Genomic DNA, 25,818 nt, shown 5'->3' with positions numbered 1-25,818 from the left:
ACAAGCTCAGCCCGAACGGTCGGGGTGAGCCCTGAAGCCGGGCGCCTCCCCAAGCGGGACCGCAATACCTTTTTTCCTTTTCCCTTTTTCCCTTTGCCAACCACAACACCACCGGAGACAACGACCATGGCAACTTCCCGCACCCCCTTCACCGCGCTCGCCGCAGGCCTGACCCTGGCTTTCGCCACCTTGGCGCCCGCGAACGCGCAGACACCCGCCACCCCCACGCTGGAGAAGATCAAGGCATCGGGCAAGGCCGTGCTGGGCGTGCGCGAGACCTCGCCACCCATGGCTTACGCGCTGGGCGCGAATGAAAAGTACGTGGGCTACCACGTGGAGCTGTGCGAACGCGTGCTGAAAGAAATCGTGCCCGACGCCAAGCTCGAATACATGGCCGTCACCGCGCAGAACACGCTGCCCCTGGTGCAGAACGGCACGCTCGACATCGGCTGCGGCCCCACCACCAACAACACCGCGCGCCAGCAGCAGGTGGCCTTTGCGGTGACGACCTATGTGAGCGAGGTGCGCATGGCGGTGCGCAAGGATTCGGACCTGAAGTCCATCAGCCAGCTGGGCAACCGCACGATCGCGGCGTCCACCGGCACCACAGCCGTGCAGCTGCTGCGCAAGCAGGAGCGCACGCTGGGCGCACCCGTCAAGACGGTGCTGGGCAAGGACCACCACGAGAGCTTCATGCTGCTCGAATCCGGCCGCGCCGATGCCTTCGTGCTGGACGACAACCTGCTGGCGGGCCTGATCTCCAACTCCAAGGACCCCTCGGCCTACCGCATCGTGGGCGAGCCACTGGGCGCCGAGCCGATCGCGCTGCTGTTCCGCAAGGACGACCCCGCCTTCAAAGCTGCGGTGGACGGTGTGCTCACGCGCCTGATGCAAAGCGGCGAGATGGAAAAGATCTACACCAAGTGGTTCGTGAACCCCATTCCGCCCAAGAACATGAGCCTGAACCTGCCGCTGGGCACCACGCTGCGCCAGCTGTTCGCCACGCCCAACGACAAGCCCCTGGAGTCCTACCAGCAATGAACGCCGCCATCCCTGCCACGGCGCTCCCTGCCACAGCCTTCCGCGCGGCCGACCGCATCAGCGCCATCGGTGTCTCGGACATCGTGCGCATCACGCAGGCCGCCAATGAATTGAAGCGCCAGGGCCAGCCCGTGATCGTGCTGGGCCTGGGCGAGCCCGACTTCGACACGCCCGTGCACATCCAGGAGGCTGCGCAGCGCGCCATGGCGCGGGGCGACACGCATTACACCGTGCTCGATGGCACGCCCGAGCTCAAGGCCGCCATCCAGCTCAAGTTCCGCCGCGACAACGGCCTCACGTTCGCCACCAGTGAGATCACGGTGGGCGCCGGCGCCAAGCAGGTCATCTACAACGCGCTGATGGCCAGCCTGAACCCCGGCGACGAGGTGATCCTGCCCGCGCCGTACTGGACCTCGTACGCCGACATGGTGCTCATCGCCGGTGGCGTGCCCGTGGTCGTGCCGTGCAGCGAAGACAACGGCTTTCGCATCACGGCGCAAGAGCTCGATGCGGCCATCACGCCCCGCACGCGCTGGGTGTTCATCAACTCGCCATCCAACCCCAGCGGCACGGCCTACAGCGCCGAGCAACTGCGGCCCCTCCTGGAGGTGGTGCTGCGCCACCCGCAGGTGTGGGTACTGGCGGACGACATCTACGAGCACATCCTGTACGACGGCCATGCGTTTGCCACGCCAGTGGTGGTGTTGCCTGCGCTGCGGGACCGCACGCTCACGGTGAACGGCGTGTCCAAGTCGTACGCCATGACGGGATGGCGCATCGGCTACGGCGCGGGCCCGCGCGCGCTGATCGCGGCCATGGCGGTGGTGCAGAGCCAGGCGACGTCGTGCGCGTCGTCCATCAGCCAGGCGGCGGCGGTGGCGGCGCTCACCGGCCCGCAGGACATCGTGGCCGAGCGCTGCCGCGAGTTCCAGGCGCGGCGCGATCTGGTGGTGGCATCGCTCAACGCATCGCCGGGCCTGCGCTGCCGCGTGCCCGAGGGTGCGTTCTACACCTTTGCCAGCTGCGAAGGCGTGCTGGGCCGCACCACACCAGGTGGCGCGCTGCTGCGCACGGACGCCGATTTTTGCGACTACCTGCTGCGCGAGTTCCACGTGGCGGTGGTGCCGGGCAGCGTGCTGGGGCTGGCGCCGTATTTCCGTATCTCGTACGCTGCGTCGATGGCTGATCTGCAGGAAGCCTGCGCGCGCATTCGCCGTGCGTGCGAGGCGCTGCGCTGACCCGCCTGTTTTTCTTGTTTGATTTTTCGTTCCGGACCTTTTGATATGACCACGCCTTCCACCTCCAGCCCCGCCCAGAGCCGCACCGGCGGCCAGATCCTGGTCCAGCAGCTCATCACCCACGGTGTGCAGCAGCTGTTCTGCGTGCCGGGCGAGAGCTACCTGGCCGTGCTCGATGCGCTGCACGATGCGGACATCGGCGTGACGGTGTGCCGCCAGGAAGGCGGCGCGGCCATGATGGCCGAGGCGCAGGGCAAGCTCACGGGGCAGCCGGGCATCTGCTTCGTGACACGCGGGCCGGGCGCGACCAATGCGTCGGCGGGCGTGCACATCGCGCACCAGGACTCGACGCCCATGATCCTGTTCGTGGGCCAGGTGGCGCGCGGTGCCATGGGGCGCGAGGCGTTTCAGGAGCTCGACTACAGCGCGGTCTTCGGCACCATGGCCAAGTGGGTGGTGCAGATCGACGACCCGGCGCGCGTGCCCGAACTCATCTCGCGCGCCTTCCACGTCGCCACCTCTGGCCGCCCCGGCCCGGTGGTGGTGGCCCTGCCCGAAGACATGCTGACAGAGGCGGCCACCGTGGCCGACGCGCTGCCCTACCAGGTCACCGAAACCCACCCCGGCGCCGCGCAGATGGCCGAGCTGGCCGAGCGCCTGGGCAAGGCGAAGCAGCCCGTGGCCATCTTGGGCGGCAGCCGCTGGTCCGAGCAGGCGGTGCGTGAGTTCACGGCGTTTGCTGCAGATTGGTCGCTGCCCGTGTACTGCTCGTTCCGCCGGCAGATGCTGTTTGCCGCCACGCACGCCTGCTATGGCGGCGACCTGGGCCTGGGCGTGAACCCCAAGCTGCTGGCGCGCATCCGCGCATCCGACCTGGTGCTGGTGGTGGGCGGGCGCCTGTCCGAAGTGCCGTCGCAGGGCTATGAGCTGTTCGACATTCCCACGCCCGCGCAGCCCTTCGTGCATGTGCATGCCGACGCCGATGAGCTGGGCAAGCTCTACCGCCCCACGCAGGCCATCCACGCCACGCCGCAGGCCTTTGCCGCGGCCTTGAACGCGGTGCGCCCTACGGCGCCGGTGCCGTGGAAGGCGCACACCGAAGCCGCCCATGCCGACTACCTGGCCTGGAGCGACCCAGCGCCCATCCGCATCCCTGGCAACCTGCAGATGGGCGCGGTGATGCAGCACCTCAAGGACGTGCTGCCCGCCGACACCATTTTCTGCAACGGTGCGGGCAACTTCGCCACCTGGATCCACCGCTTCTGGCCCTTCACCACGTTTGCCAGCCAGCTGGCGCCCACCAGCGGGTCGATGGGCTACGGGCTGCCCGCCGGTGTGGGCGGCAAGCGGCTGTGGCCGCAGCGCGAGGTGGTGATCTTTGCGGGGGACGGCGACTTCCTGATGCACGGCCAGGAGTTCGCGACCGCCGTGCAGTACGGCCTGCCGATCATCGTGGTGCTGCTGGACAACGCCATGTACGGCACTATCCGCATGCACCAGGAGCGCGAGTACCCGGGCCGCGTGAGCGCCACGGCGCTCAAGAACCCCGACTTCAAGGCCTACGCCCAGGCCTTCGGCGGCCATGGCGAGCGTGTGGAGCGCACCGAAGACTTCGCCCCCGCACTGGCCCGCGCACGCGCGAGCGGCCTGCCCAGCGTGCTGCACTGCCTGATCGACCCCGAGGCGATCACGCCCACCGGCACGCTGCAGGGCATCCGCAAGGCGGCGCTGGCCAAGCAGTAGGCGGCGGCCCCGAGCGGGTGGGCGCGCGCGGCCAGGCCGTGCCATTTGTTACACGATGGTGGGGCGCGGGGCCCGGGTGGGGCCTTGGGGCGTGGAATGATCCACGTCCCCATCCATTTCACACGCTCCCATGCCCGCCCACAAACATGCCGACGCCCTGGTGTATGCCAGCAACCAGGTGATCCTGACCGACATCTCGTACACATCGTTCACCTACCCGGGCGACCAGGAGGCCCTGGCGGCGCTCAAGGGCATTCCGGGCGCGGGGCAGCTGCTGTCGTGGCTGGACGCCAATTTTTCCGAGCAGATCACGCACCTGAACAACAACGAGCAGATGGTGCGCATCAACGCCAACAACTATGGCTCGCTGTATGCGCTGGTGGAGCGCTGCTGCGCGATCCTGTCGTGCAAGGTGCCGGATGTGTACATCACCACCAACCCCGAGCTCAACGCCTATACGTCGGGCCAGCGGCGCACCTGCATCGTGCTGCACAGCGGCCTGGTGGAAGCGCTCACGCCCGACGAGCTGTGCTTCGTCATCGGCCACGAGGTGGGTCACATCAAGGCCGCCCACGGGCTGTACCGGCAGCTGGGCGACATGCTCATCCGCTACTGGGACATCTTCGCGTCGGTCGTGCCGATCCCCGGCGTGGGCATGCTGCGCATTCCGCTGCTGCTGGCGTACTGGGAGTGGTATCGCCGGGCCGAATTCACCTGCGACCGCGCGGGCCTGCTGTGCCTGCAGAACCTGGGGCCCGGCCTGAGCGCGCTGGCCAAGCTGTCGGGCAAGGTCACGGGCTACGAAGACGAGCGCAACATCGAAGAGACCATCGCACAGACCGAGGCCCACAAGGAGGTCAACAAGCTGGTGCAGCTGGTGTCCATCATGGAAAACTCCAGCACCACGCACCCCTTCATCCCGGTGCGCCTGAAGGCCCTGAAGGAGTACGCGGGCGGCGAGCAGTACCGCGAGATTCTGGCGGGCAACTACCGCCGGGACGTGCCGCAGCTGGCCGCTGCGCCTGCTGCACTGGCCGCGCCCGGCGACGAGGCTGCGGGCGGCGATGCGGCTGCGCTGCCGCAGCCCGGCACCACCGCAAGCGCTGGTGCTGGTGCTGGTGCCGGTGCTGCGGACGCCGCTGCGCCTTTGCTGGCCGCAGGTGCGCAGGCGGTGGACAAGTGGAAGAACTCGGCCGCCGGCCTGTTCAAGCGGTAGGCTGGAATGGCGGGGGCCGCAGGATAGGCCTGCACCCCGCCTGCGGCGCAGACACCGCGCAAAATAGCGGGTGTGACCGATCCTTCGCCCGACGCCTCTGCGCCTTCATCTGCTGACGCGCCATCTGCCGCCACGGCATCCACTGGCCGCCTGCGCCGCATCGCACACCTGGACATGGACGCGTTCTTCGCGTCGGTCGAGCTGCTGCGCTACCCGCAGCTCAAGGGGCTGCCCGTGGTCATCGGCGGCGGGCGGCGCAAGGTGGACGAGTTGCTGCTGCGCGGCCCGGACGGCACCGAGGAGCGCGAGCGGCGCTTCATCCCGGTGGAGGACTTCCCGCTGCTCAAGGACTACGTGGGCCGCGGCGTGATCACCACGGCCACCTACCCTGCGCGCCAGTTCGGCGTGGGTTCGGCCATGGGCATGATGAAGGCGGCCCGGCTGTGCCCGCAGGCCATCGTGCTGCCGGTGGACTTTGACGAGGTGCGGCGTTTCTCGCGCCTGTTCAAGAGCACCATCACCGACATCGCGCCGGTGATGCAGGACCGGGGCGTGGACGAGGTGTACATCGACTTCACCGACGTGCCCGGCGGCCAGCGCGAAGGGGGCCGCGTACTGGCGCGGCTCATCCAGAAAAGCATCTTCGACGTGACGGGGCTCACCTGCTCGATCGGCGTGGCGCCCAACCGGCTGCTGGCCAAGATGGCGAGCGAGTTCAACAAGCCCAACGGCATCTCCATCGTCTACGAGGACGACCTGCAGACGAAGATCTGGCCCTTGAACGTGCGCAAGATCAACGGCATCGGCCCCAAGGCGGGCGAGAAGCTGGCGGGGCTGGGCATCCACACCATCGGCGAGCTGGCCGCGCAGGACCCGCAGTGGCTGATCGCGCGCTTTGGCAAGTCCAGCGGTGCCTGGATGCACCGCGTGGCCTGGGGCCGCGACGACAGCCCGGTGGTGACCGAGAGCGAGCCGGTGAGCATGAGCCGCGAGACGACGTTCGACCGCGACCTGCACGCCGTGCGCGACCGGGCGGAGCTGTCGGCCATCTTCACCGACCTGTGCGAGCGCGTGGCGGGCGACCTGCAGCGCAAGGGCTATGTGGGCAAGACCATCGGCATCAAGCTGCGCTACGACGACTTCAAGATCGCCACCCGCGACCAGACGCTGGACCGCTACACGCAGGACGCCGCCACCATCCGCCGCACGGCGGGCCTGTGCCTCAAGCGCGTGCCGCTCGACCGGAAGCTGCGCTTGCTGGGCGTGCGTGTGGGCACGCTGGAGCGGGTGGGTGAGGTGCCGGACGGCCCCCCGGAGCCGCGCGCGAGCCGGGTGCGCGAAGCGGACCCCCACACCCGACCGCTTTTTTAGGGGGCCGGTCCCGTTGTACTCGAACAATGCGTTCGGGCTGAGCCCTTCGACAGGCTCAGGACAGGCTCAGGAGAGGCTTGTCGAAGCCTTGCGCGGCGCTTCGGCAAGCTCAGCGTGAACGGTTTCAAGTGCTTTTATGCCGACCCATCGGGGGTCCCCAGCAGGGCTACTGCCGCGCCGTGCGCACGTTGCGCGGCAGGCCTTGCGGGTGGCTGGTGCGCAGCGGGTTGATGTCCAGCCCGCCGCGGCGCGTGTAGCGCGCATACACCGTGAGCTTGATGGGTTTGCAGCGGGTCCACACGTCCATGAAGATGCGCTCCACGCACTGCTCGTGGAACTCGTTGTGGTTGCGAAAGCTCACCAGGTACTGCAGCAGGCCTTCCTGGTCGATCTGCGGGCCGCTGTAGCTGATCTGCACGCTGCCCCAGTCGGGCTGGCCGGTCACCAGGCAGTTGCTCTTGAGCAGGTTGCTGGTCAGCACCTCGGTCACGGGCGGCTGGCCCACTTCGGCGGTCAGCAGCTCGGGGGCGGGCTGGTACTGCGTGCATTCCACGTCCAGGCGGTCCAGGCTCAGGCCGTCGAGCTCGTGCACGGGCTCCTGGTCGAACAGCTCGGGGCCGATGAGCCGCACACCCACGGTGGCCGGGTGCTCGCTGCCGCGCCAGGCGGCTTCGCTGATGTCGGTGCGGATGCGTGCCTGCACCTCGGCCGCATCGGCAAAGCGCGTGTTGTTGAAGCTGTTCAGGTACAGCTTGAAGGACTTGCTCTCCACGATGTTGGGCGTCTCGCACGGCACGGTGATGTGCGCCAGCGCCACCTGCGGCTTGCCGCGCTGGTTGAGCCACGACAGCTCGAACGCCGTCCACAGGTCGGCTCCGAAGAAGGGGGCTGCGCCGGTGACGCCGATCTCGGCCCGTTTGCCTGCACGAGGGATGGGGAACAGCAGCGATGCGTCGTACTGGTCGATGTAGGCAGAGGATTTGCCGAGTTGGGATTGTTCTGGAGTGTTCATGCGGTGCCCGTGGACGGTGGCAGGTGGTTTGCTATGTTTTTAATAGCTGCTAGCGCTCATGGGACAAGCGGTAGGGGCTGTTTTTATTCAAATTCTTACTTGAATTCGCGCTCGCGCAGCCACTTGGTGGCGATCCACTTCTCGCCGGCGATCACCGGGGCGCCGCCGTGCAGGGTGCGGGTGGAGGGGTGGGGCCGCTCGTAGCTGAAGAACACGGCGTTGCCGCGCTGCGGCCCGACCTCGACATGCACATCCGGGAAGGTGGTGCCGCCGCCTTTTTCGGGCGTGTTCAGGTACATCACCAGCGTGCCCACGCGCTGCCCGCCGCGCTTGACGATGGTGGGCGTGCCGGGCTCGGCGGGGTCGAAGTAGTCGTAGTGCGGCTTGTACTCGGCGCCAGGGCGGTAGTGCAGCACCTGCAGGCCTTCGCCGTTTTCGATGGGCCAGTTCAGCAGGCGGGCGATGCGCGTTTCGATGCGCTGCAGCAGTTCGCCTTCGCCGCGCTGAAAGAACATGCCGTCGCTGGTGCGGTCGTCGTTGATCTCTTCGCCGCCGGTCTTGGTGGCCACGGTGAGCGAGCGTGCCATGCGCGGCTCGGCCGCGGCGATCAGGGCGTCGCATTCTTCGGGCGAGAGCAGGTTGCCGAACACCACGATGCGCGGCTGGGCCATGGCCAGCAGCACGTGCACCACGCGGTCGCCGCAGTCCACCTGCGCGGGCGAGTCGCCCAGCTGCGGCTCGGGCACCGGCACGGCACTGGGCTGGCCTTGCTGCACGGCCAACTCGTTGAGGTGGTCCTGCAGCGTCACTTCCATGGCATCGGCGGCCACGTCCTCGTCCCAGCCGGCATCGCGCATCGACTGCAGCACCACCGGCGCGGCATAGCCGGCCTGGGCCTGCTCGATGATCCAGCGGCGCAGTTCAGGGGTGATCGTTTGGGCGGTCGTCATATCAGCTCTCCATACAACAGGCACAACCAGAGGCCGGCAGCCGCGCGTGGGCGCGCTGTGCCGGGCCAGGGACGCCGTCGTCCCCCTGCACGCGCGCCGTGCGGCGCAACGGTCGGCGCAAGGGGCGACGCAAACGCGGCGGAGCCGCTCAGGGCCATGCCCTCATCCTCTGCGAAAGACGAGGCGCTCCGGCGAGGAGGCCCCGGGGGCGAAAGCATAGCCGTCCAGGTCAAAACCTTCCAGTTTGTGCGGTGTCGCCACGCGGTGGGTGACGGCGTAGCGCGCCATCAGCCCGCGTGCGCGCTTGGCATGGAAGCTGATGATCTTGTAGCCGGTGTCCTTGAAGTCTTCGAACACGCAGTCGATGACGCGCGCCTTGAGCGCCTTGCGGTCCACGGCCTTGAAGTATTCCTGCGAGGCGAGGTTGATGACCACGGGCGTCTTGTCGGCGCGCAGGCGGGTGTTCAGGTGCTCGGCGATCTGGCTGCCCCAGTAGTCATACAGGTTGCTGCCAGCCTCGGTGGCCAGGCGCGTGCCCATCTCCAGCCGGTAGGGCTGCATGCGGTCCAGCGGGCGCAGCACGCCGTACAGGCCGCTCAGGATGGCCACATGGCCCTGGGCCCAGGCCAGGTCGTCGGCAGACAGCGACCGGGCCTGCAGGCCGTCGTACACGTCGCCGTTGAAGGCCAGCGCCGCCTGGCGCGAGTTGGTCGCCGTGAAGCGCGGCCGCCACGCCTGGTAGCGGGCCACGTTGAGCGCGGCCAGCTTGTCGCTCAGGTCCATGAGCGAGGCAATGCTCTGCGGTGAATGGGTGCGCAGCACGTCGATGAGGGCGCTCGACTGCGGCACGAACTGCGGCGTGGTGTGCGGCAGGCCCTCGGGCAGGGGCGTGTCGTAGTCGAGCGACTTGGCGGGCGAGAGCAGGAACAGCATGGGCAGGGCCGGAGCGGTGGTCGGTGGAAAGAGGGGGGGCAGGCTGCCTGCATCGCGGCGATGCGGCAACCCCGGGGCCGGGGAGGCGGTCGCCCTGCGGCGGGGTTGCAGCAGCGGGCGACGGACAAAATGGTAACTGCTGCAGCGGGCCTTGGGGCCGCCCACGGTGATTGGCCTGGGAGCGGCCCGCCCATGAAAAAGGCGGCCCAGAGAGCCGCCTTTTTCGGAGTCACGCCGTGAAAGCGTCACCAGGGGGCCGAAGCCGAGCTCAGGCCGCGGGCGGCTTCTCGAACGGCAGGGTCAGGTCCGACAGGTCGCGGCGGGTTTCCACCAGCACCAGCGGGCCTTCGTCCAGCACCACCACGGGCGGGCGCTCGCGGGGCACGTGGATGGGGCGCGGCTCGGCAGCGATGGCGGCCTGCACGGCGGCGATCTTGTCGGCGTCCGAGTTCACCCACTGCAGGCCCGACGATGCGGCCACCTGTTGCAGCTCGCTCACGGGCAGCGTGAAGGCTGCCACGCGGGGCATGGACTCTGCCGCGGCGGCAGCGGGAGCGGCTGCCGAGGGCGCGGCTGCACGGGGTGCTGCGGCGGCCGGGGCCGGCGCAGGGGCTGCTGCAGCTGCAGGCACCGCGGCAGGTGCCACCGGAGCGGGGGCTGCCACCGGGGCCGGCACTGCAGACGCGGTGGGCACTGCCACAGCGTCGGCGGCCACCACGGGTGCGGCGTCTGCTGGCGCGGCCGGGGCTGCGCTGAAGTAGCTGCGGCGGGGCTGACCGTCCTGCTCGGCGGCTGGAGCCGCTGCGGCGGCATCCTGCGGCGCGGCCACGGTGGGGTCGAAGTCCAGCATGGCCGGGGCGGCGGCAGCGGCGTCGGCGTTGTCGCGCGGGCCGCGGTCGCCACGTTCGCGGCGGTCACGGCCGTAGCGGTCGCGCGAGCGGCGTTCGCGGCGCTGCTCTTCGCTGGCGGGGCCGCCGTTGCCATTGCCACTGCCATTGGCGTTACCTGCGGTTTCGTTGCCGGTCAGGTCCAGGTCGGGCAGCGAGCCCAGGGGCGAGGTGTCGACGAAGTCGCCAGCCACCGGTGCGGCAGCAGCGGCTGCTGCGCCGGCTTCCTGGCCTTCGGCGTTGCGGGGAGCGCGTTCGCCGCGTTCACCGCGGTTGCCACGCTCGCCACGTTCACGGCGCGGGCCGCGCTCGCCACGGGGTGGCTGGCCGGCTGCGGCGTCTGCTGCGGCAACCTGGCCGTTCGGGCCTTCCACCTGGGCTTGCGCTGCGGTGGCGTCACCGTTCACACCGGCGGCCTGGTTGCGGCTCTCGGCATCGCGGCGGCTGCGGCCACCGTCGCGGCCATTGCGGCCTTCACGGGGCTCGCGGCCGCCCTCGCGGGGGTCGCGGCCTTCGCCTTCGGGGCGGCGTTCTGCGTCACGCTGTGGGCGACCCTCGGCGTCGCGGGGGCCACGGCCTTCGGCCGGGCGCTCGCCACGGGGGCGGCGGTTTTCACCGTTGCCTTCGCGGTGGCCGTCACGGCCGCCGCCTTCACGCTGCGCGTCGCGGTTGCCGCCGCCATCGCGGCCGCCACGGCCTCGGCCGCGGCCTTCGCCGTTGCGGCCGTCGCGGCGGGGTTCGCCACGGGCGGTGGTGTCAGCGGCCGGCGCGGGAGCCGGTGCTGCCACGGGTGCCGGCGCTGCGGCGGGCGGGGTACCAAAGCCGAACAGGCTCTTGAGCCAGGCGAAGAAGCCTTGCTCCTGCGGTGCTGCGGGGGCAGGTGCTGCCGCAGGGGCTTGTGCCGGGGCGGGTGCGGGTGCGGCGGTGCCTGCGCCATGGCGCGGCGGCTGGCCGGCGCGCGGTGGGCGGGCCGCGCCTTCGGGGCGGGGCTCGGCCACGGGGGCGGGTGCATCGGGCAGCACGCCCTTGATGACGGGGGTCTGCTTGTTGGTGGGCTCTTGCGAGCGGCGCGTCACGGCGGTGGGGTCTTCCACTTCTTCGGCGAGCTTGTAGCTGGCTTCGATGTGGTCCAGGCGCGGGTCGTCGTGCTTCAGGCGCTCCAGGCGGTAGTTGGGGGTTTCCAGCGTCTTGTTGGGCACCATCAGCACGGCCACGCGCTGCTTGAGTTCGATCTTGGCGATCTCGGTGCGCTTTTCGTTCAGCAGGAACGAGGCCACTTCCACCGGCACCTGGCAGTGCACGGCGGCCGTGTTGTCCTTCATGGACTCTTCCTGGATGATCCGCAGGATCTGCAGGGCCGAGCTTTCCGTGTCGCGGATGTGGCCCGAGCCGCCGCAGCGCGGGCAGGGGATGGACGAGCCTTCGGACAGGGCGGGCTTCAGGCGCTGGCGGCTCATTTCCATGAGGCCGAACTTGCTGATGGTGCCGAACTGCACGCGGGCGCGGTCCTGGCGCAGCGCGTCGCGCAGGCGGTTTTCCACTTCGCGGCGGTTCTTCGACTCTTCCATGTCGATGAAGTCGATGACGATCAGGCCGCCCAGGTCGCGCAGGCGCATCTGGCGGGCCACTTCGTCGGCGGCTTCCAGGTTGGTGCGGGTGGCGGTTTCCTCGATGTCGCCGCCCTTGGCAGCGCCGTCGATGGCGGTCCACAGCTTGAGCAGGTAGTTCAGGTCCCACTGCAGCTCGGGCGCGGTGCGGCCGATGCCTGCGGTGCGCGCGATGATGGACATGCCGTTCGGGTATTCGAGCTGGTCCATCGCCTCCTTGAGCTCGGCGCGGTCCTCACCCTCGATGCGGCGCGATACGCCACCACCGCGGGGGTTGTTGGGCATCAGCACGACGTAGCGGCCGGCCAGCGAGACGAAGGTGGTGAGCGCCGCGCCCTTGTTGCCGCGCTCTTCCTTTTCGACCTGGACCAGCAGCTCCTGGCCTTCTCGGATCACTTCATTGATGCGTGCCTGGCTGGGCGAGACGCCGGGGGCGAAGTAGCTGCGCGAGATTTCCTTGAACGGCAGGAAGCCGTGGCGGTCTTCGCCGTAGTCGACGAAGCAGGCTTCCAGCGAGGGCTCGACGCGGGTGACGACGGCCTTGTAGATGTTGCCCTTGCGCTGTTCGCGCCCTTCGATCTCGATTTCGTAGTCGAGGAGCTTTTGTCCGTCGACGATGGCCAGGCGCCGTTCTTCGGGCTGCGTGGCGTTGATGAGCATCCGCTTCATGATGCGATTCCTTCCGTGTTTCGCGGACGGCAGCGGTGCAGCTCACCTTCCGACAGGGAGGGCTGCGCGGGCTGCCGCCCACAGTTTCCAAACCAATACAACAAGCTCTACAGGAGCTGTGAATGCCTGGACTGACGCATCGAAACGAAGGGAATTGCCGGGGATGCCAATGATCTGCAGCGCTCTAGCGCAGCATCGTGAGGCAGGGGCGCGTGGATGGGGGCGAGTGGTAGGAGCGCAGTTTTGCTAGCAAAAGAGTAGCTGGTTGCGCTTGCTGGCTGGGCGCTGAGGGCGATTTTGAGCGTGCAGCCAAAGGCCGCAGCCTCCGCCACAAGGTCACCATCCATGCCATCAACAACCACATGCTCGCTTCGATCCGCTGGCAGGTGGCGCCCGGGTGGGGTGCATCTGCCAGCTTCTGGGATTCCGTATCAGTGTTTCAATCTGTCAGCCCGCCGCGCGCTGTGCAGGCCACCACAGGCATCTGGCCTGCAATCTGCGTGCACGACACCCGTTGGCATCGACGTGCCTGAACGTGGGGCAAGGGCTGTGTGGACTAAACTCCAGACAAATCAACCACTTACATGACAACGCGCAGGTGAAACACATTATAGGGGCCAAACCGCCCGCAGCGGCTGCGGGGCTTCCCGCAGTCCGCATGGTGGAGGTCGACGAAGACTCCGCGGGCCAGCGGCTCGATAACTTTTTGATACGCCATTTGAAGGGCGTGCCCAAGACGCACGTCTATCGCATCATCCGCAGCGGCGAGGTGCGCATCAACAAGGGCCGTGCGAGCGCCGACACCCGGGTGGAGGCGGGCGACGTGGTGCGCCTGCCGCCGGTGCGCATCTCCGACAAGGTGGCCGAAAAGGCCGAGCGCCCCGCGCCCGCGCGCGAATTCCCGATCCTGCTGGAGGACGAGCATGTCATCGCCATCGACAAACCCGCCGGCGTGGCGGTACATGGCGGCAGCGGCGTGAGCTTCGGGGTGATCGAGCAATTGCGCCAGGCACGCCCGCAGGCGAAGTTCCTGGAGCTGGTGCACCGGCTGGACCGCGACACCTCGGGCATCCTGCTGGTGGCCAAGAAGCGCTCGGCGCTCACCCACCTGCAGGACCAGTTCCGGGAGCGCGAGACCGGCAAGACCTACCTGGCGCTCGTCACCGGCGCCTGGCCGGCCAACAAGAAGGTCATCGACCTGCCGCTGCACAAATACCTGCAGGCCGACGGCGAGAGGCGCGTGCGCGTGACCACGGCCGACGACCCGGACGGCATGCGCTCCATCACGCTGGTCAGGGTGCGCAGCACGATCCCTGCGCGCCAGGCCCAGGGCCTGCCGGTGATGTCCCTGCTGGAGGTGACCATCAAGACCGGGCGTACCCACCAGATCCGGGTGCACCTGGCCAGCCAGGGGCACGCCATCGTGGGGGACGACAAGTACGGGGACTTCGACCTCAACAAACGCCTGCTGAAGTTGGGCATGAAGCGCATGTTCCTGCATGCGTGGCGGTTACAGTTCAACCACCCCGCCTCGGGCGAGCGCGTGGCGCTGAACGCCGACCTGCCGCCCGAACTGGCCGACTTCGTGACCCCAGCGCCCGACCAGGCGTGACACCACCCATGCCCGCCTCCAGCTTCCGCCCCCGCCGCTTCGACCTCATCGCCTTCGACTGGGACGGCACCCTGTTCGACTCCACCGCCATCATCGTGCGCTGCATTCAAGAGGCGGTGCGCGATGTGGGGGGCACCGTGCCCTCGGACAAGCAGGCCGCCTACGTGATCGGCATGGGGCTGATGCAGGCCCTGGCCCACGCCGCACCCGACGTGCCGCCCGAGCGCTACACCGACCTGGCCAACCGCTACCGGTTTCACTACGTGCAGCACCAGGACGACCTGAGCCTGTTCGAGGGCGTGCTGCCCCTGCTGAACGACCTGCGCGAGCGCGGCCACCTGCTGGCCGTGGCCACGGGCAAGAGCCGCCGCGGGCTGGACGAGGTGCTGCACACCGTGCAACTGCGCGGCATGTTCGACGGGTCGCGCACCGCCGACCAGACCGCGGGCAAGCCGCACCCGCTGATGCTGCAGGAGCTGATGGCCGAGTTCGACGTGCCGCCCGCGCGGCTGCTCATGATCGGCGACACCACCCACGACCTGCAGATGGCGGTGAACGCCGGCTGCGCGAGCGTGGGCGTGAGCTACGGCGCGCACGAACCCGAGGTGTTCGGTGCGCTCGAGCCCCTGCACGTGGCGCACTCGGTGCGCGAGTTGCACGACTGGCTGCTGCACAACGCCTGACCGCCATGGCCATCGACAGCATGATCCCCTTGTGCGGCAGCGGCGACCTGGTCGACGGTGGCCTGGCGGTGCCTTTCGACGTGGTGTACGCGGGCCAGACCTGCCGGGCGTTTGCCATCCGCTACCGCGGTGTGCCCCATGCCTACCTCAACCGCTGCACGCACGTGCCCATGGAGATGGACTACCAGCCAGGCCGCTTTTTTGACGACACCGGCCAGTGGCTGCTGTGCGCCACGCACGGGGCCGCCTACCTGCCCAGCACGGGCGAATGCGCAGGCGGGCCGTGCCGGGGCGGGCTGGTCAAAATCCCTCTGACGGAAAGCGATGGTGCAGTGCACTGGCATACTGGCCACCATCTGCAGCCCATCGCGTTCTGAAAAACCTCCCCCAGGTCCGATGCCGCGGCAGTCAGCGCCGGCTGCACCGTGCCAGGACCCCATGACATGACGACCGATTCCCAACAGCCCGGTTCTTCGGGCTTTGACCCCAAGAGCAACCCCGCGCCCGATCTGTGGGCGCAATCAGCTACAAACTCAGGAGCATCTGTGAGCGACTCATCGCGTGAACCCGGCTGGGAGCGCGCCACGCTGGAAAAGCTGGCCTTCGCCACCCTCAACGAGCAGCGCAGTGCGCGCCGCTGGAAGATCTTCTTTCGCCTGACCTGGCTGGTGCTGGTGGCCGCCATTGCCTTCATGGCACTGCGCCAGGCATCGCCCAGCGCCACCAAGACCTCGCCCCACACCGCGGTGGTGGACATCAAGGGCGAAATCGCCGCCGGGGCCGAGGCCAGTGCCGAGTTCGTCGTGGCCGCCATGCGCAGCGCGCTGGAAGACGAAGGCTCGCAGGCACTGGTGCTGCTCATCAACTCGCCCGGCGGCAGCCCCGTGCAGGCCGGCATCATCAACGACGAGATCGTTCGCCTGAAGGCCAAGCACGGCAAGCCGATCTATGCGGTGGTGGAAGAAACCTGCGCCTCGGCCGCGTACTACATCGCGGCGGCCGCGGACGACATCTACGTGGACAAGGCCAGCATCGTGGGCAGCATCGGTGTGCTGATGGACGGATTCGGCTTCACCGGCACCATGGAAAAGCTGGGCGTGGAGCGCCGCCTGCTGACGGCCGGCGAGAACAAGGGTTTTCTGGACCCGTTCAGCCCGCAGACCGAAAAGCAGCGTGCCTATGCACAGACCATGCTCGACCAGATCCACCAGCAGTTCATCGGCGTGGTGAAGGCAGGCCGTGGCGACCGCCTCAAGACCACGCCCGATACCTTCAGCGGCCTGTTCTGGACCGGCCAGCAGGCCGTGGAAATGGGCCTGGCCGACAAGCTGGGCAACCTGGATTACGTGGCCCGCGAAGTGGTCAAGGCCGAGGAAATCATCGACTACACCCGCCGCGACAACGTGGCGGAGCGCCTGGTCAAGCGCTTTGGCGCGGCCATCGGTGTGGGTGCGGTCAAGTCGCTGGCCTGGGCCGGCCCCCAGCTGCGCTGAGCAAGCCGGGCGCCGTGGCGCCATGGCGCCACTTCGCCGGTGTGTGCATCGGCCATGGGGTGCGCACCGGACACGCACCGGACATGCACCGGACCATCATCCAAGCCTTCCTGCCCCGTGCAACGTCACCGTTGCGCGGGGTTGTTTTTTGGGGGGTGTGCAGTCGGGGTCAGCTGTCGGTGCCGGCCGGTTTGCGCTGGCGGGAGCCGTCTTCCAGGATGATGTCGTCCGCGACCAGCTTGCCGGTGTCGTCCCACTGCTTGCGCGCCGTGAGGCGCGTGCGGCCCCGTGCGTCGGGGGTGGTGGCGTACTGCTCCTCCATCGCCAGGCGGCCGTTGTCGTGGAAGGCCTGCTGCGTGCCCACCGGCCACTGGTCCGCGTTGAGCTGGTCGCGGCGTGCCAGCTTGCCGTCGTCGCGGTACATCTCGCGCAGCAGGCGGGCCTGCGGGCCGGTGCCGCTCCAGGTGCTGCGCTCGCGAACGGACCCGTTCAGGTACCAGCGCTCCACCTGCACCTCGCGGCCGCCTTCAAAGTTGCGCTGCTCGATCGGCTGGCCCGAAGACCCATAGCGCCGGGTCATCAGCAACTGGCCGCGCGTGTCCCGCAAGCTGCGCTCGTCCGGCGTGAAGACCCGCTCTTCGCGCAGCACGCTCTTGCCGCCCTCGGTGTAGAAGCTCCGGTGCACCCGCCGACCATCCACCACCGATTGCTGGGCGGCGACGACGCCGTCGCTCGACCATTCGGTGGCGCTGAGCACGCGGCCCTGGTCGTAGCGCAATTGCGCAGACCGCGCGCCGCTCTCGGCAAAGAGCTCGGTGTCGGTGGCGCCGTCGAAGCCGCAAAGCTTGCGGTCGTCGGGCAGCACGCTGGCGCGCGGGCACAGCAGGCGCATGGGCTGGCTCTTGCCGTTGAATTCCAGGTGAAAGACTTCCTGGCCGTCGCTGTGGAACGACACGCGTTCCAGGCGCCCGGAGGCGTCGTAGCGGCGCACGGCGCCTTGCGTGCGGCCGTTGTCGACGGTCTCTTCGCGGCGCACCTTGCCGTTCGGCCAGAACTCCACCACCCGTCCCTGGCTGTTGCCGCGCTCGTTCACGGTGCGCTCGCGCAGCAGCCGGCCCTCGCGGTCGAACATGCGCTCCTGCCCGATGAACCTGCCATTGCGCAGCTCTTGCTCGCGCTGCAGGTGGCCGGTGTCCTCTTCACGGCAGCGCACCTGGCCCGACTTGCCGGCCAGTTCCGCGCCGTTGGAGACATTGAGGGGCTGGCCGTCCAGTTCGCAGCGAATGATCGCGCTGACGCTGGATGTATAAGCGCTTGCAGCTATCAAAAGTATAGTGGCAGTGTGCTTCATGGGGGTGGCTCCAGGTCGCCCGGCTTTACCGGCCCAGCGCGAACACGACCGGCGTGCGGTTGTCGGGCGCCGCGGGCTGCTGGCGCCACTGGCGCACCAGCTGGCTCTGGATGCGGGCCTCTGGCAAGGTCAGGCCGCTGGCCAGCGCCAGGCGGGTGTGGGGTTGCAGGGTCTGCACCAGGGCCTGCCACAGCGCTGCGTTGCGGTAGGGCGTCTCGATGAACAGCTGGGTCTGGCCGGTTTTCAGGGCCAGGCCCTCCAGCTCCTTGATGCGCAGGGTGCGCTCCTGCGCATCCTGCGGCAGGTAGCCCACGAAGGCAAAGTTCTGCCCGTTGAGCCCGCTGGCCGCCAGTGCCAGCAGCAGCGACACCGGCCCGACCAGCGGCACCACGCGGATGGACAGGTCGTGCGCCGCGCGCACCACGGACGAGCCGGGGTCGGCCACGGCAGGCATCCCGGCCTCGCTGACCAGGCCGATGTCGTGCCCCGCCAGCGCGGCGGCCAGGAGGGGGCGCGCGTCGAACGGCGCCGAGCCTTTGTCGCCGTGGTCGCCCTTCTTGTGCACCTCGCGCGGCAGTTCGGTGATCTGCTGCTGCTGCAGGGGCGCGGCCAGCGGGTGCAGTGCGTCGATGCGCTTGAGGTAGGCGCGGGTGCTCTTGGCGTTCTCGCACACCCAGTGCGTCAGGCGCGCGGCGGTCTGCAGGGTGCTGTCGGGCAGGGCGTCCTGCAGCGGGGCGGTGGTGTCGCAGCCGAAGTCGAGCGGGGCGGGTACGAGGTAGAGCGTGCCCGTGGCCGATGGTGCCGGTGTGGTGGCGGAGTTGGTCATGGCAACACCAGGCCCGCGGCGCGCAGCATGCGGCAGGTGCGGATCAGCGGCAGGCCGATGAGGGCCGTGGGGTCGTCGCTGTGGATGGCGTCGAGCAGCGCAATGCCCAGGCCTTCGCTCTTGGCGCTGCCGGCGCAGTCATAGGGTTGCTCGGCGCGCAGGTAGCGCTCGATCTCCGCATCGGAGAGATCGCGGAATGTCACTTCCACGGGCGCCAGGTCGACCTGCTCGAACCCCGTCGCCGCGCACACCACCGCCACGGCGGTCTGGAAAATTACGGTCTGCCCGCGCATCTGGCGCAGTTGCTGCACGGCGCGCTCGTGCTCGCCGGGCTTGCCCAGCGGCGTGCCGGCCAGGTCGGCCACCTGGTCGGAGCCGATGACCACGGCCTGTGGATGCTGCTGCGCCACGGCGCGGGCCTTGGCCAGGGCCAGCCGCAGCGCCAGGGTGCGGGGGGCTTCGCCGGGCTCGGGGGTTTCGTCCACATGGGGGGCAGCCACGTCGAACGGCAGACGCAGCCGTTCCAGCAATTCACGCCGGTAGCGCGAGGTCGAGCCCAATACCAGAGGGCGTTGCAGGGGAGGGGATTGAAGCATGCGCCGATTCTCTTACACTGCCGCCATGACCAAGGAATTCTCCCCCCAGCGCCTCGACGTGAAAGCCTTTGCGCAGGCGGGCGGGCGGCTGTCGGGCCACGAGTCGCTGCTGAAGTACGAACGTCTGGCCCAGGAGGCCAAAGGCCTGCACCCGGACCTGATGGTGGACTGGGAGGCCCTGGGCGAGGTGCGCACTGCGCTGGGCGGCATGGGACAGGTGTGGCTGCGCATCAAGGTCACCGCCAGCTTCCCCATGGAATGCCAGCGCTGCCTGACCCCGGTGGACGTGCCCCTGGAGGTCGACCGCGAGTTCCGCTTCGTCGCCGACGAGGCCACGGCCGAAGCGCTGGACGACGAGAGCGAGGAAGACCTGCTCGCCATGACCCGCGAGTTCGACCTGCGCGAGTTGATCGAAGACGAGCTCCTGATGGCGCTGCCCGTGGTGCCCAAGCACGACGAATGCCCGACCTCGGTGCCCATGGCATCGACCGACGACGACTTCGAGGAAGCCAGTGCCGACAAGCCCAATCCCTTCGCGGCCTTGGCGGGTTTGCGCAAGGACACCAAGGGGCAGTGAGCCGCGCGAAGGGGCTTGCCGGCCAGGCTGTCGCCCTGTGCCGACACGTGGAGGATGAGTCGCCCGAAAGGGTATAGACAGCCTCCAAAATCATTTGGGTTATAATCGAGGGCTTCACGCGAATCCCCTCGTGTCTTAATGGGCTGATCGCGTATTTACCAACCTATTCAAGACCAGGAGCCATCATGGCCGTTCAGCAAAACAAAAAGTCCCCTTCCAAGCGCGGTATGCACCGTTCGCACAATGCCCTGAATGTGCCGGGCATCGCAGTGGAACCCACCACCGGTGAAACCCACCTGCGTCACCACATCAGCCCCAACGGTTTCTACCGTGGCCGCCAAGTGCTGAAGAACAAGTCCGAAGCCTGACCTTCGCACCATCCACAGGCCCGTTGCTACTGAAAGCGTAGCGCGGGCCTTTGTTTTGGTTATTGCATTTCATCGCTGGCCCCTGCGGCCAGTCAGACTAGTCGCCCATGATCACACTGGCTGTTGACTGCATGGGGGGCGACCATGGCCCCCGCGTCACGCTCGCGGCGTGCCGTCAGTTTCTCGACAATCATCCGGATGCCCGCTTGCTGCTCGTCGGCCTGGCGGACAGCCTGCAGTCGTTTTCGCACGAGCGGGCCACGGTCGTCGTCGCCACCGAAGTGGTGGCGATGGATGACCCTGTGGAGGTGGCGCTGCGCCGCAAGAAGGATTCGTCGATGCGTGTGGCCATCCAGCAGGTCAAGGATGGCGCTGCAGCCGCTGCCGTCTCGGCCGGCAATACCGGCGCATTGATGGCGATCGCACGCTATCTCCTGAAGACCCTCGACGGCATCGATCGCCCTGCGATCGCGACGCAGTTGCCCAATGCGGTCGGTGGTGCCACCACGGTGCTGGACCTGGGGGCCAACGTGGACTGCTCGGCCGAGCACCTGCTGCAGTTCGCCGTCATGGGGTCTGCACTGGTGTCGGCCTTGCAGGACGGCGGCGAGCCCACGGTCGGATTGCTGAACATCGGCGAAGAAGTCATCAAGGGCAGCGAAGTCATCAAAAAAGCCGGTGAATTGCTGCGATCTGCTGCCAACTCCGGCGATTTGAACTTCTTTGGCAATGTGGAAGGCAACGATATCTTCAAGGGCACGGTCGATATCGTGGTCTGTGACGGTTTCGTGGGCAACGTAGCGCTCAAGGCGAGCGAGGGTGTGGCCTCGATGATCATCGGGGCGCTGAAGGCCGAGTTCTCGCACAACATCTTGACGAAAATCGCGGCCATCGTCGCCTATCCGGTGCTAAAAGCGCTGATGAAGCGCATGGACTACCGCCGGTACAACGGTGCGGCGCTTTTGGGGCTGCGCGGACTGGTGTTCAAGAGCCACGGATCGGCTGACACAATGGCTTTCGAGCAGGCTTTGAACCGGGCGTATGATGCAGCCCGCAACAACCTGCTCGACCGTGTCCGGACCCGGATTGCGCATGCGGCACCGCTTCTGGCGCCCGCAGATGCCCAGCCCCAACCTGGCGTAGCGGCGACGACGACACATTGATGAGACGCTACTCCCGCATTACCGGCACCGGCAGCTACCTGCCTCCCCGCCGGCTGACCAACGCCGACCTGGTGGCTGAACTGGGCCAGCGCGGTATCGAAACCTCGGATGAATGGATCGTCGAGCGCACCGGTATCCGGGCGCGCCATTTCGCGGCGCCGGACGTGGCCTGCAGCGACCTCGGTCTGGAGGCTGCGCGCCATGCACTGCAGGCGGCGGGCCTGCAGCCCACGGACATCGATCTCATCATCGTGGCCACGTCCACCCCGGACATGGTGTTCCCCTCCACCGCCTGCATATTGCAGAACAAGCTGGGTGCCAATGGCTGCCCTGCCTTCGACGTCCAGGCGGTGTGCAGCGGTTTCGTCTATGCGCTCACCGTGGCCGACGCCATGATCCAGTCGGGTGCAGCCAGCCGCGCGCTCGTGGTGGGCTCGGAGGTGTTCAGCCGCATCCTTGATTTCAACGACCGCACCACCTGCGTGCTGTTCGGCGACGGCGCCGGTGCCGTGGTGCTGGAGGCGTCGGACACGCCGGGTATCTTGTCGAGCGACCTGCATGCCGACGGCAAGCACGTCGGCATCCTGTGCGTACCGGGCAATGTGTCTGGCGGTCAGGTGCTGGGCGACCCGGTGCTCAAGATGGATGGCCAGGCCGTGTTCAAGCTGGCGGTGGGTGTGCTGGAGAAGGCGGCCCATGCGGTGCTGGCCAAGGCCGGCCTCGCCGAAGCCGATATCGATTGGCTGATTCCTCACCAGGCCAACATCCGCATCATGCAAAGCACGGCCAGGAAGCTCAAGCTGCCCATGGACAAGGTGGTGGTCACTGTGGACCAGCACGGCAATACGTCGGCGGCGTCCATTCCGCTGGCACTGGACCACGGTGTGCGCACCGGCCAGGTCCAGAAGGGGCAAACCCTGCTGCTCGAAGGCGTGGGTGGTGGTTTCACCTGGGGTGCCGTGCTCCTGAAGTTATAGCTTTCAGCGCTTGCCGGGCAAGCGCGAGGGCAAGATTTCAACCATATTTCTGGATTTTTTCATGAAGACTTTTGCATTTGTCTTTCCGGGACAAGGCTCTCAGTCCGTGGGCATGCTGGACGCCTGGGGCGACAACGCGGTGGTCGCGCAGACCCTGCAGGAGGCCTCGGATGCACTCGGCGAAGACGTCGGCCAGCTGATCAAGGACGGCCCCAAGGAAGCGCTGGCACTGACCACCAACACGCAGCCGGTGATGCTGGTGGCGGGTGTGGCGGCCTGGCGCGTGTGGCGTGCCGAAGGTGGCGCGCTGCCGGCTGCGGTGGCGGGGCATTCGCTGGGCGAATACTCGGCACTGGTGGCGGCGGGGGTGCTCACCCTGGCGCAGGCCGCGCCGCTGGTGCGCCTGCGCGCAGCGGCCATGCAGGAAGCCGTGCCGGTGGGTACGGGCGCCATGGCCGCCATCCTGGGCATGGACTCCGCCAAGGTCATCGCGGGTTGCGTCGAGGCACTGGCCTCGTTCGGGCCCGGCACCTCCGAAGTGGTCGAGGCGGTCAATTTCAACGACCCCATCCAGACCGTGATCGCGGGCACCAAGGCGGGCGTGGACAAGGCCTGCGAAGTGCTCAAGGCTGCAGGCGCCAAGCGTGCGCTGCCTTTGCCGGTGTCTGCGCCGTTCCACTCCAGCCTGATGAAGCCTGCGGCCGAGAAGCTGCGCGTGGCGCTGGCCGAGGTGGTGCTCGCGGCGCCGCAGATTCCCGTCCTGAACAACGTGGACGTGGCCGTGCAGAGCGATGCCGATGCGATCCGCGATGCGCTGTACCGCCAGGCTTTCGGTCCGGTGCGCTGGGTCGAATGCGTGCACGCCCTGAAGGCGCGTGGCATCACCCACATCATTGAATGCGGCCCCGGCAAGGTGCTGGCCGGCCTCACCAAGCGCATCGACCCCGAGCTGATCGGTGGCTCTGTATTTGATCCGGCCTCGCTGGCCGAAACCCGGGAGTTGCTGGCATGACGGAAACCTCATCGGCATCGCAGGTGGCGCTGGTCACCGGCGCATCGCGCGGCATCGGCGCAGCCATTGCGCTGGAGCTGGCCGTGCGCGGCTACCAGGTGGTGGGCACTGCCACCACGGACGAAGGCGCACAGCGTATCAGCCAGGCGCTTGCGGCCTACCCAGGCTGCCGCGGCGCGAATCTGAACGTCAACGACATGGCCGCCATCGATGCGCTGATGGACACCATCGTCAAGCAGCAAGGCGGCTTGCACGTGCTGGTGAACAACGCAGGCATCACCCGCGACACGCTGGCCATGCGCATGAAGGACGACGACTGGGATGCGGTGCTCGACACCAATCTCAAGGCCGTGTTCCGCATGAGCCGCGCCGCCATCCGTCCGATGATGAAGCAGCGTTTCGGGCGCATCATCAGCATCACGAGCGTAGTGGGTGCGTCCGGCAATCCGGGGCAGGCCAACTACGCCGCGGCGAAGGCGGGCGTGGCCGGCATGACGCGCGCACTGGCCCGTGAGCTGGGCAGCCGCAGCATTACCGTCAATTGCGTGGCTCCCGGTTTCATCGAGACGGACATGACCTCCGTGTTAGCCGAAGAGCAGCAAAAAGCGCTCAATGCGCAGATCCCGCTGGGCCACATGGGCAAGCCCCAGGACATCGCGCATGCGGTCGCCTACCTCGCCTCGCGCGAGGCTGGTTATGTGACGGGGCAGGAGTTGCACGTCAATGGCGGCATGTACATGTAATTAATGAAAGATAACGCCGCTTCATCCGGACGGCGGGCTGTTTAGGGCTTCTCCTTAAGCAGCTAGAATCGCGGATTCATTCACAACCCCCAGAGGGAAACCATGAGCGATATCGAAGCACGCGTCAAAAAAATCATTGCCGAGCAACTCGGTGTGGAAGAGTCCCAAGTCACGAACGAAAAGGCGTTCGTCGCTGACCTCGGCGCTGATTCGCTGGACACGGTGGAACTGGTGATGGCCCTGGAAGACGAATTCGGCATCGAGATCCCCGACGAAGACGCGGAGAAGATCACGACGGTGCAAAACGCCATCGACTACGCCAACACCCACCAGAAGGCCTGAGCGGCGCACTGCGCCTGACTCAAGCGATCAGCTAGAAGGTTTTTCACGCATGAGCCGTCGTCGCGTTGTCGTGACCGGCCTGGGATGCGTCAGCCCCGTGGGCAACACGGTGGCCGAGTCCTGGGCCAATCTCCTTGCCGGCCAGTCCGGCATTGACCTCATCACCAAGTTCGATGCGTCGAACTTCGCCTGCAAGATTGCAGGGGAGGTCAAAGGTTTCGACCTGGATTCGTACATCAGCGCCAAGGATGCGCGCGCGATGGACAGTTTCATCCACTTCGGCATTGCCGCTGCTGCACAAGCCGTGCAGGACGCGGGCCTGCCGACGGGTGAGGCGCTCAGTGAAGATCTGGCCACCCGCATCGCCTGCGTGATTGGCTCCGGGATCGGTGGCCTGCCACTGATCGAGAACACCCATGCCGAACTCACCAGCCGGGGGCCGCGGCGCGTCACGCCGTTCTTCGTGCCGGCCTCCATCATCAACATGGTGGCGGGGCATGTGTCCATGCGGTTTGGCTTCAAGGGGCCGAACCTCGCCGTGGTGACTGCCTGCACAACGGGCCTGCACTGCATCGGCGAGGCAGGCCGCATGATCGAATACGGGGATGCCGACGTGGTGGTGGCCGGTGGGACCGAATCCACCGTCTCCCCGCTGGGCATCGGCGGCTTTGCCGCCATGCGTGCGCTGTCGACGCGCAACGATGATCCCAAGACAGCATCCCGCCCCTGGGACAAGGACCGCGACGGTTTTGTGCTGGGCGAGGGCGCCGGGGTCATGGTGCTCGAGGAGTACGAGCATGCCAAGGCCCGCGGCGCCAAGATCTACGCCGAACTGAGCGGCTTCGGCATGAGTGCCGACGCCGGCCACATGACGGCACCCAACATGGATGGCCCCCGCCGCGCGATGCTCAACGCCTTGCGCAATGCGGGCATGAATGCCGATCAGGTGGACTACCTGAACGCGCACGGCACGTCCACGCCGCTGGGCGACCTGAACGAAACGAATGCCATCAAGGCGGCCTTGGGCGACCATGCCTACAAGACCGTCGTGAGCTCGACCAAATCCATGACCGGCCATCTGCTGGGTGGAGCGGGCGGCATTGAAAGTATTTTCACCGTGCTGGCGCTGTACCACCAGAAGGTGCCGCCCACGATCAACCTGTTCAACCAGGACCCCGAGTGCGATCTCGATTACTGCGCCAACACGGCCCGTGACATGAAGATCGACGTGGCCGTGAAGAACAACTTCGGCTTCGGGGGCACCAACGGCACGCTGGTGTTCAAGCGCGCCTGAACCTGGTGTCCATTGCTTCGCGGTGGACGCTGTGGGGTGAGGCTTGACGCCAACGCCTGGCATGCGGGTCTCTGAGTCGCCAGCCTTCGGGATGAGGCATCCGTTCCCATGACC

General features: G+C 67.5%; 24 protein-coding genes. 17 read left to right on the top strand and 7 right to left on the bottom strand.

The annotated features are described in order from the left end of the window. The first annotated feature begins 126 nt into the window (after positions 1 to 126). The 5 genes from ACIGHN_RS00805 (at position 127) to ACIGHN_RS00785 (ending at position 6,609) form a co-directional block, all read left to right on the top strand. Positions 127 to 1,041: an amino acid ABC transporter substrate-binding protein gene (locus tag ACIGHN_RS00805; protein ID WP_396502876.1), complete on the top strand. Its 915-nt coding sequence runs from the start codon at positions 127 to 129 to the stop codon at positions 1,039 to 1,041. Next, positions 1,038 to 2,279 (top strand): pyridoxal phosphate-dependent aminotransferase, encoded by a 1,242-nt coding sequence (locus ACIGHN_RS00800; RefSeq protein WP_396502875.1) that lies wholly within the window; start codon positions 1,038 to 1,040, stop codon positions 2,277 to 2,279. The genes ACIGHN_RS00805 and ACIGHN_RS00800 overlap by 4 nt, the downstream gene beginning before the upstream one ends. 45 nt (positions 2,280 to 2,324) lie before the next feature. Further along, on the top strand, positions 2,325 to 4,022 hold the full coding sequence (locus tag ACIGHN_RS00795) for a thiamine pyrophosphate-binding protein (protein WP_396502874.1): 1,698 nt from the start codon (positions 2,325 to 2,327) through the stop codon (positions 4,020 to 4,022). A 130-nt stretch (positions 4,023 to 4,152) separates the two neighbouring features. Then, positions 4,153 to 5,238, top strand: a complete 1,086-nt coding sequence (locus ACIGHN_RS00790) for a M48 family metallopeptidase (protein ID WP_396502873.1) — start codon at positions 4,153 to 4,155, stop codon at positions 5,236 to 5,238. A gap of 174 nt (positions 5,239 to 5,412) precedes the next feature. After that, positions 5,413 to 6,609 (top strand): DNA polymerase IV, encoded by a 1,197-nt coding sequence (locus tag ACIGHN_RS00785; RefSeq protein ID WP_056162067.1) that lies wholly within the window; start codon positions 5,413 to 5,415, stop codon positions 6,607 to 6,609. A 166-nt stretch (positions 6,610 to 6,775) separates the two neighbouring features. Here the strand turns inward: ACIGHN_RS00785 and queF are convergent, their stop codons facing one another. The 4 genes from queF to ACIGHN_RS00765 all read right to left on the bottom strand — a co-directional run bounded on the left by queF (position 6,776) and on the right by ACIGHN_RS00765 (position 12,667). Then, a complete protein-coding gene (queF, locus tag ACIGHN_RS00780) occupies positions 6,776 to 7,621 on the bottom strand; it encodes an NADPH-dependent 7-cyano-7-deazaguanine reductase QueF (protein ID WP_056162069.1) in 846 nt (281 codons plus the stop codon). Between the two features lie 95 nt (positions 7,622 to 7,716). Further along, positions 7,717 to 8,571 (bottom strand): 2OG-Fe(II) oxygenase, encoded by an 855-nt coding sequence (locus ACIGHN_RS00775; protein ID WP_056420806.1) that lies wholly within the window; start codon positions 8,569 to 8,571, stop codon positions 7,717 to 7,719. A gap of 162 nt (positions 8,572 to 8,733) precedes the next feature. Continuing rightward, positions 8,734 to 9,504, bottom strand: coding sequence for a peroxide stress protein YaaA (gene yaaA, locus ACIGHN_RS00770; RefSeq protein ID WP_396502872.1), 771 nt, complete (start codon positions 9,502 to 9,504; stop codon positions 8,734 to 8,736). A 268-nt stretch (positions 9,505 to 9,772) separates the two neighbouring features. After that, positions 9,773 to 12,667: a ribonuclease E/G gene (locus ACIGHN_RS00765; protein WP_396502871.1), complete on the bottom strand. Its 2,895-nt coding sequence runs from the start codon at positions 12,665 to 12,667 to the stop codon at positions 9,773 to 9,775. 598 nt (positions 12,668 to 13,265) lie between these two features. Between ACIGHN_RS00765 and ACIGHN_RS00760 the strand changes: the two genes are divergently transcribed. From ACIGHN_RS00760 to ACIGHN_RS00745, 4 genes are all read left to right on the top strand, one after another. Further along, positions 13,266 to 14,279 (top strand): RluA family pseudouridine synthase, encoded by a 1,014-nt coding sequence (locus ACIGHN_RS00760; RefSeq protein WP_396502870.1) that lies wholly within the window; start codon positions 13,266 to 13,268, stop codon positions 14,277 to 14,279. A gap of 8 nt (positions 14,280 to 14,287) precedes the next feature. After that, positions 14,288 to 14,962, top strand: coding sequence for an HAD family hydrolase (locus tag ACIGHN_RS00755; protein ID WP_056420815.1), 675 nt, complete (start codon positions 14,288 to 14,290; stop codon positions 14,960 to 14,962). A 5-nt stretch (positions 14,963 to 14,967) separates the two neighbouring features. Then, on the top strand, positions 14,968 to 15,339 hold the full coding sequence (locus tag ACIGHN_RS00750; protein ID WP_396502869.1) for a Rieske (2Fe-2S) protein: 372 nt from the start codon (positions 14,968 to 14,970) through the stop codon (positions 15,337 to 15,339). Positions 15,340 to 15,405: 66 nt separating this feature from the next. Next, entirely contained in the window at positions 15,406 to 16,455 is a 1,050-nt protein-coding gene (locus ACIGHN_RS00745; RefSeq protein WP_056420821.1) for a S49 family peptidase, read from the top strand. Between the two features lie 169 nt (positions 16,456 to 16,624). Here the strand turns inward: ACIGHN_RS00745 and ACIGHN_RS00740 are convergent, their stop codons facing one another. The 3 genes from ACIGHN_RS00740 to ACIGHN_RS00730 are packed head-to-tail and all read right to left on the bottom strand — an operon-like array spanning position 16,625 to position 19,228. Then, complete coding sequence (locus ACIGHN_RS00740) at positions 16,625 to 17,806, bottom strand: hypothetical protein (RefSeq protein ID WP_396502868.1); 1,182 nt, start codon at positions 17,804 to 17,806, stop codon at positions 16,625 to 16,627. Positions 17,807 to 17,831: 25 nt separating this feature from the next. Next, positions 17,832 to 18,632, bottom strand: a complete 801-nt coding sequence (locus ACIGHN_RS00735; protein WP_056420823.1) for an SAM-dependent methyltransferase — start codon at positions 18,630 to 18,632, stop codon at positions 17,832 to 17,834. After that, positions 18,629 to 19,228, bottom strand: a complete 600-nt coding sequence (locus tag ACIGHN_RS00730) for a Maf family nucleotide pyrophosphatase (RefSeq protein ID WP_396502867.1) — start codon at positions 19,226 to 19,228, stop codon at positions 18,629 to 18,631. The genes ACIGHN_RS00735 and ACIGHN_RS00730 overlap by 4 nt, the downstream gene beginning before the upstream one ends. Before the next feature lie 25 nt (positions 19,229 to 19,253). Between ACIGHN_RS00730 and ACIGHN_RS00725 the strand changes: the two genes are divergently transcribed. From ACIGHN_RS00725 to fabF, 8 genes are all read left to right on the top strand, one after another. Then, positions 19,254 to 19,805: a DUF177 domain-containing protein gene (locus ACIGHN_RS00725; RefSeq protein ID WP_056420828.1), complete on the top strand. Its 552-nt coding sequence runs from the start codon at positions 19,254 to 19,256 to the stop codon at positions 19,803 to 19,805. Between the two features lie 185 nt (positions 19,806 to 19,990). Beyond that, positions 19,991 to 20,173, top strand: a complete 183-nt coding sequence (gene rpmF, locus ACIGHN_RS00720; RefSeq protein WP_005794249.1) for a 50S ribosomal protein L32 — start codon at positions 19,991 to 19,993, stop codon at positions 20,171 to 20,173. Between the two features lie 107 nt (positions 20,174 to 20,280). After that, a complete protein-coding gene (plsX, locus tag ACIGHN_RS00715; RefSeq protein ID WP_056420832.1) occupies positions 20,281 to 21,336 on the top strand; it encodes a phosphate acyltransferase PlsX in 1,056 nt (351 codons plus the stop codon). Beyond that, positions 21,336 to 22,313: a beta-ketoacyl-ACP synthase III gene (locus ACIGHN_RS00710; RefSeq protein WP_396502866.1), complete on the top strand. Its 978-nt coding sequence runs from the start codon at positions 21,336 to 21,338 to the stop codon at positions 22,311 to 22,313. Before plsX ends, ACIGHN_RS00710 begins: the two co-directional genes overlap by 1 nt. Positions 22,314 to 22,374: 61 nt before the next feature. Beyond that, on the top strand, positions 22,375 to 23,325 hold the full coding sequence (gene fabD / locus ACIGHN_RS00705; protein WP_396502865.1) for an ACP S-malonyltransferase: 951 nt from the start codon (positions 22,375 to 22,377) through the stop codon (positions 23,323 to 23,325). Continuing rightward, positions 23,322 to 24,068 carry a 3-oxoacyl-ACP reductase FabG gene (fabG, locus tag ACIGHN_RS00700; RefSeq protein ID WP_396502864.1) on the top strand — a complete coding sequence of 249 codons (747 nt, stop codon included), beginning with the start codon at positions 23,322 to 23,324 and terminating at the stop codon, positions 24,066 to 24,068. Before fabD ends, fabG begins: the two co-directional genes overlap by 4 nt. Positions 24,069 to 24,170: 102 nt before the next feature. Continuing rightward, entirely contained in the window at positions 24,171 to 24,410 is a 240-nt protein-coding gene (gene acpP / locus ACIGHN_RS00695) for an acyl carrier protein (RefSeq protein WP_003058049.1), read from the top strand. Between the two features lie 49 nt (positions 24,411 to 24,459). Then, positions 24,460 to 25,704, top strand: coding sequence for a beta-ketoacyl-ACP synthase II (fabF, locus tag ACIGHN_RS00690; protein ID WP_396502863.1), 1,245 nt, complete (start codon positions 24,460 to 24,462; stop codon positions 25,702 to 25,704). The last annotated feature ends 114 nt before the right edge of the window (positions 25,705 to 25,818 follow it).

The organism is Acidovorax sp. NPDC077693 (assembly GCF_044542805.1).
In the GTDB taxonomy this organism is placed as follows: Bacteria; Pseudomonadota; Gammaproteobacteria; order Burkholderiales; family Burkholderiaceae_C; genus Acidovorax.
The sequence above is the reverse complement of the archived record's forward strand: the minus strand, read 5'-3'. Positions and strand labels throughout refer to the sequence as shown.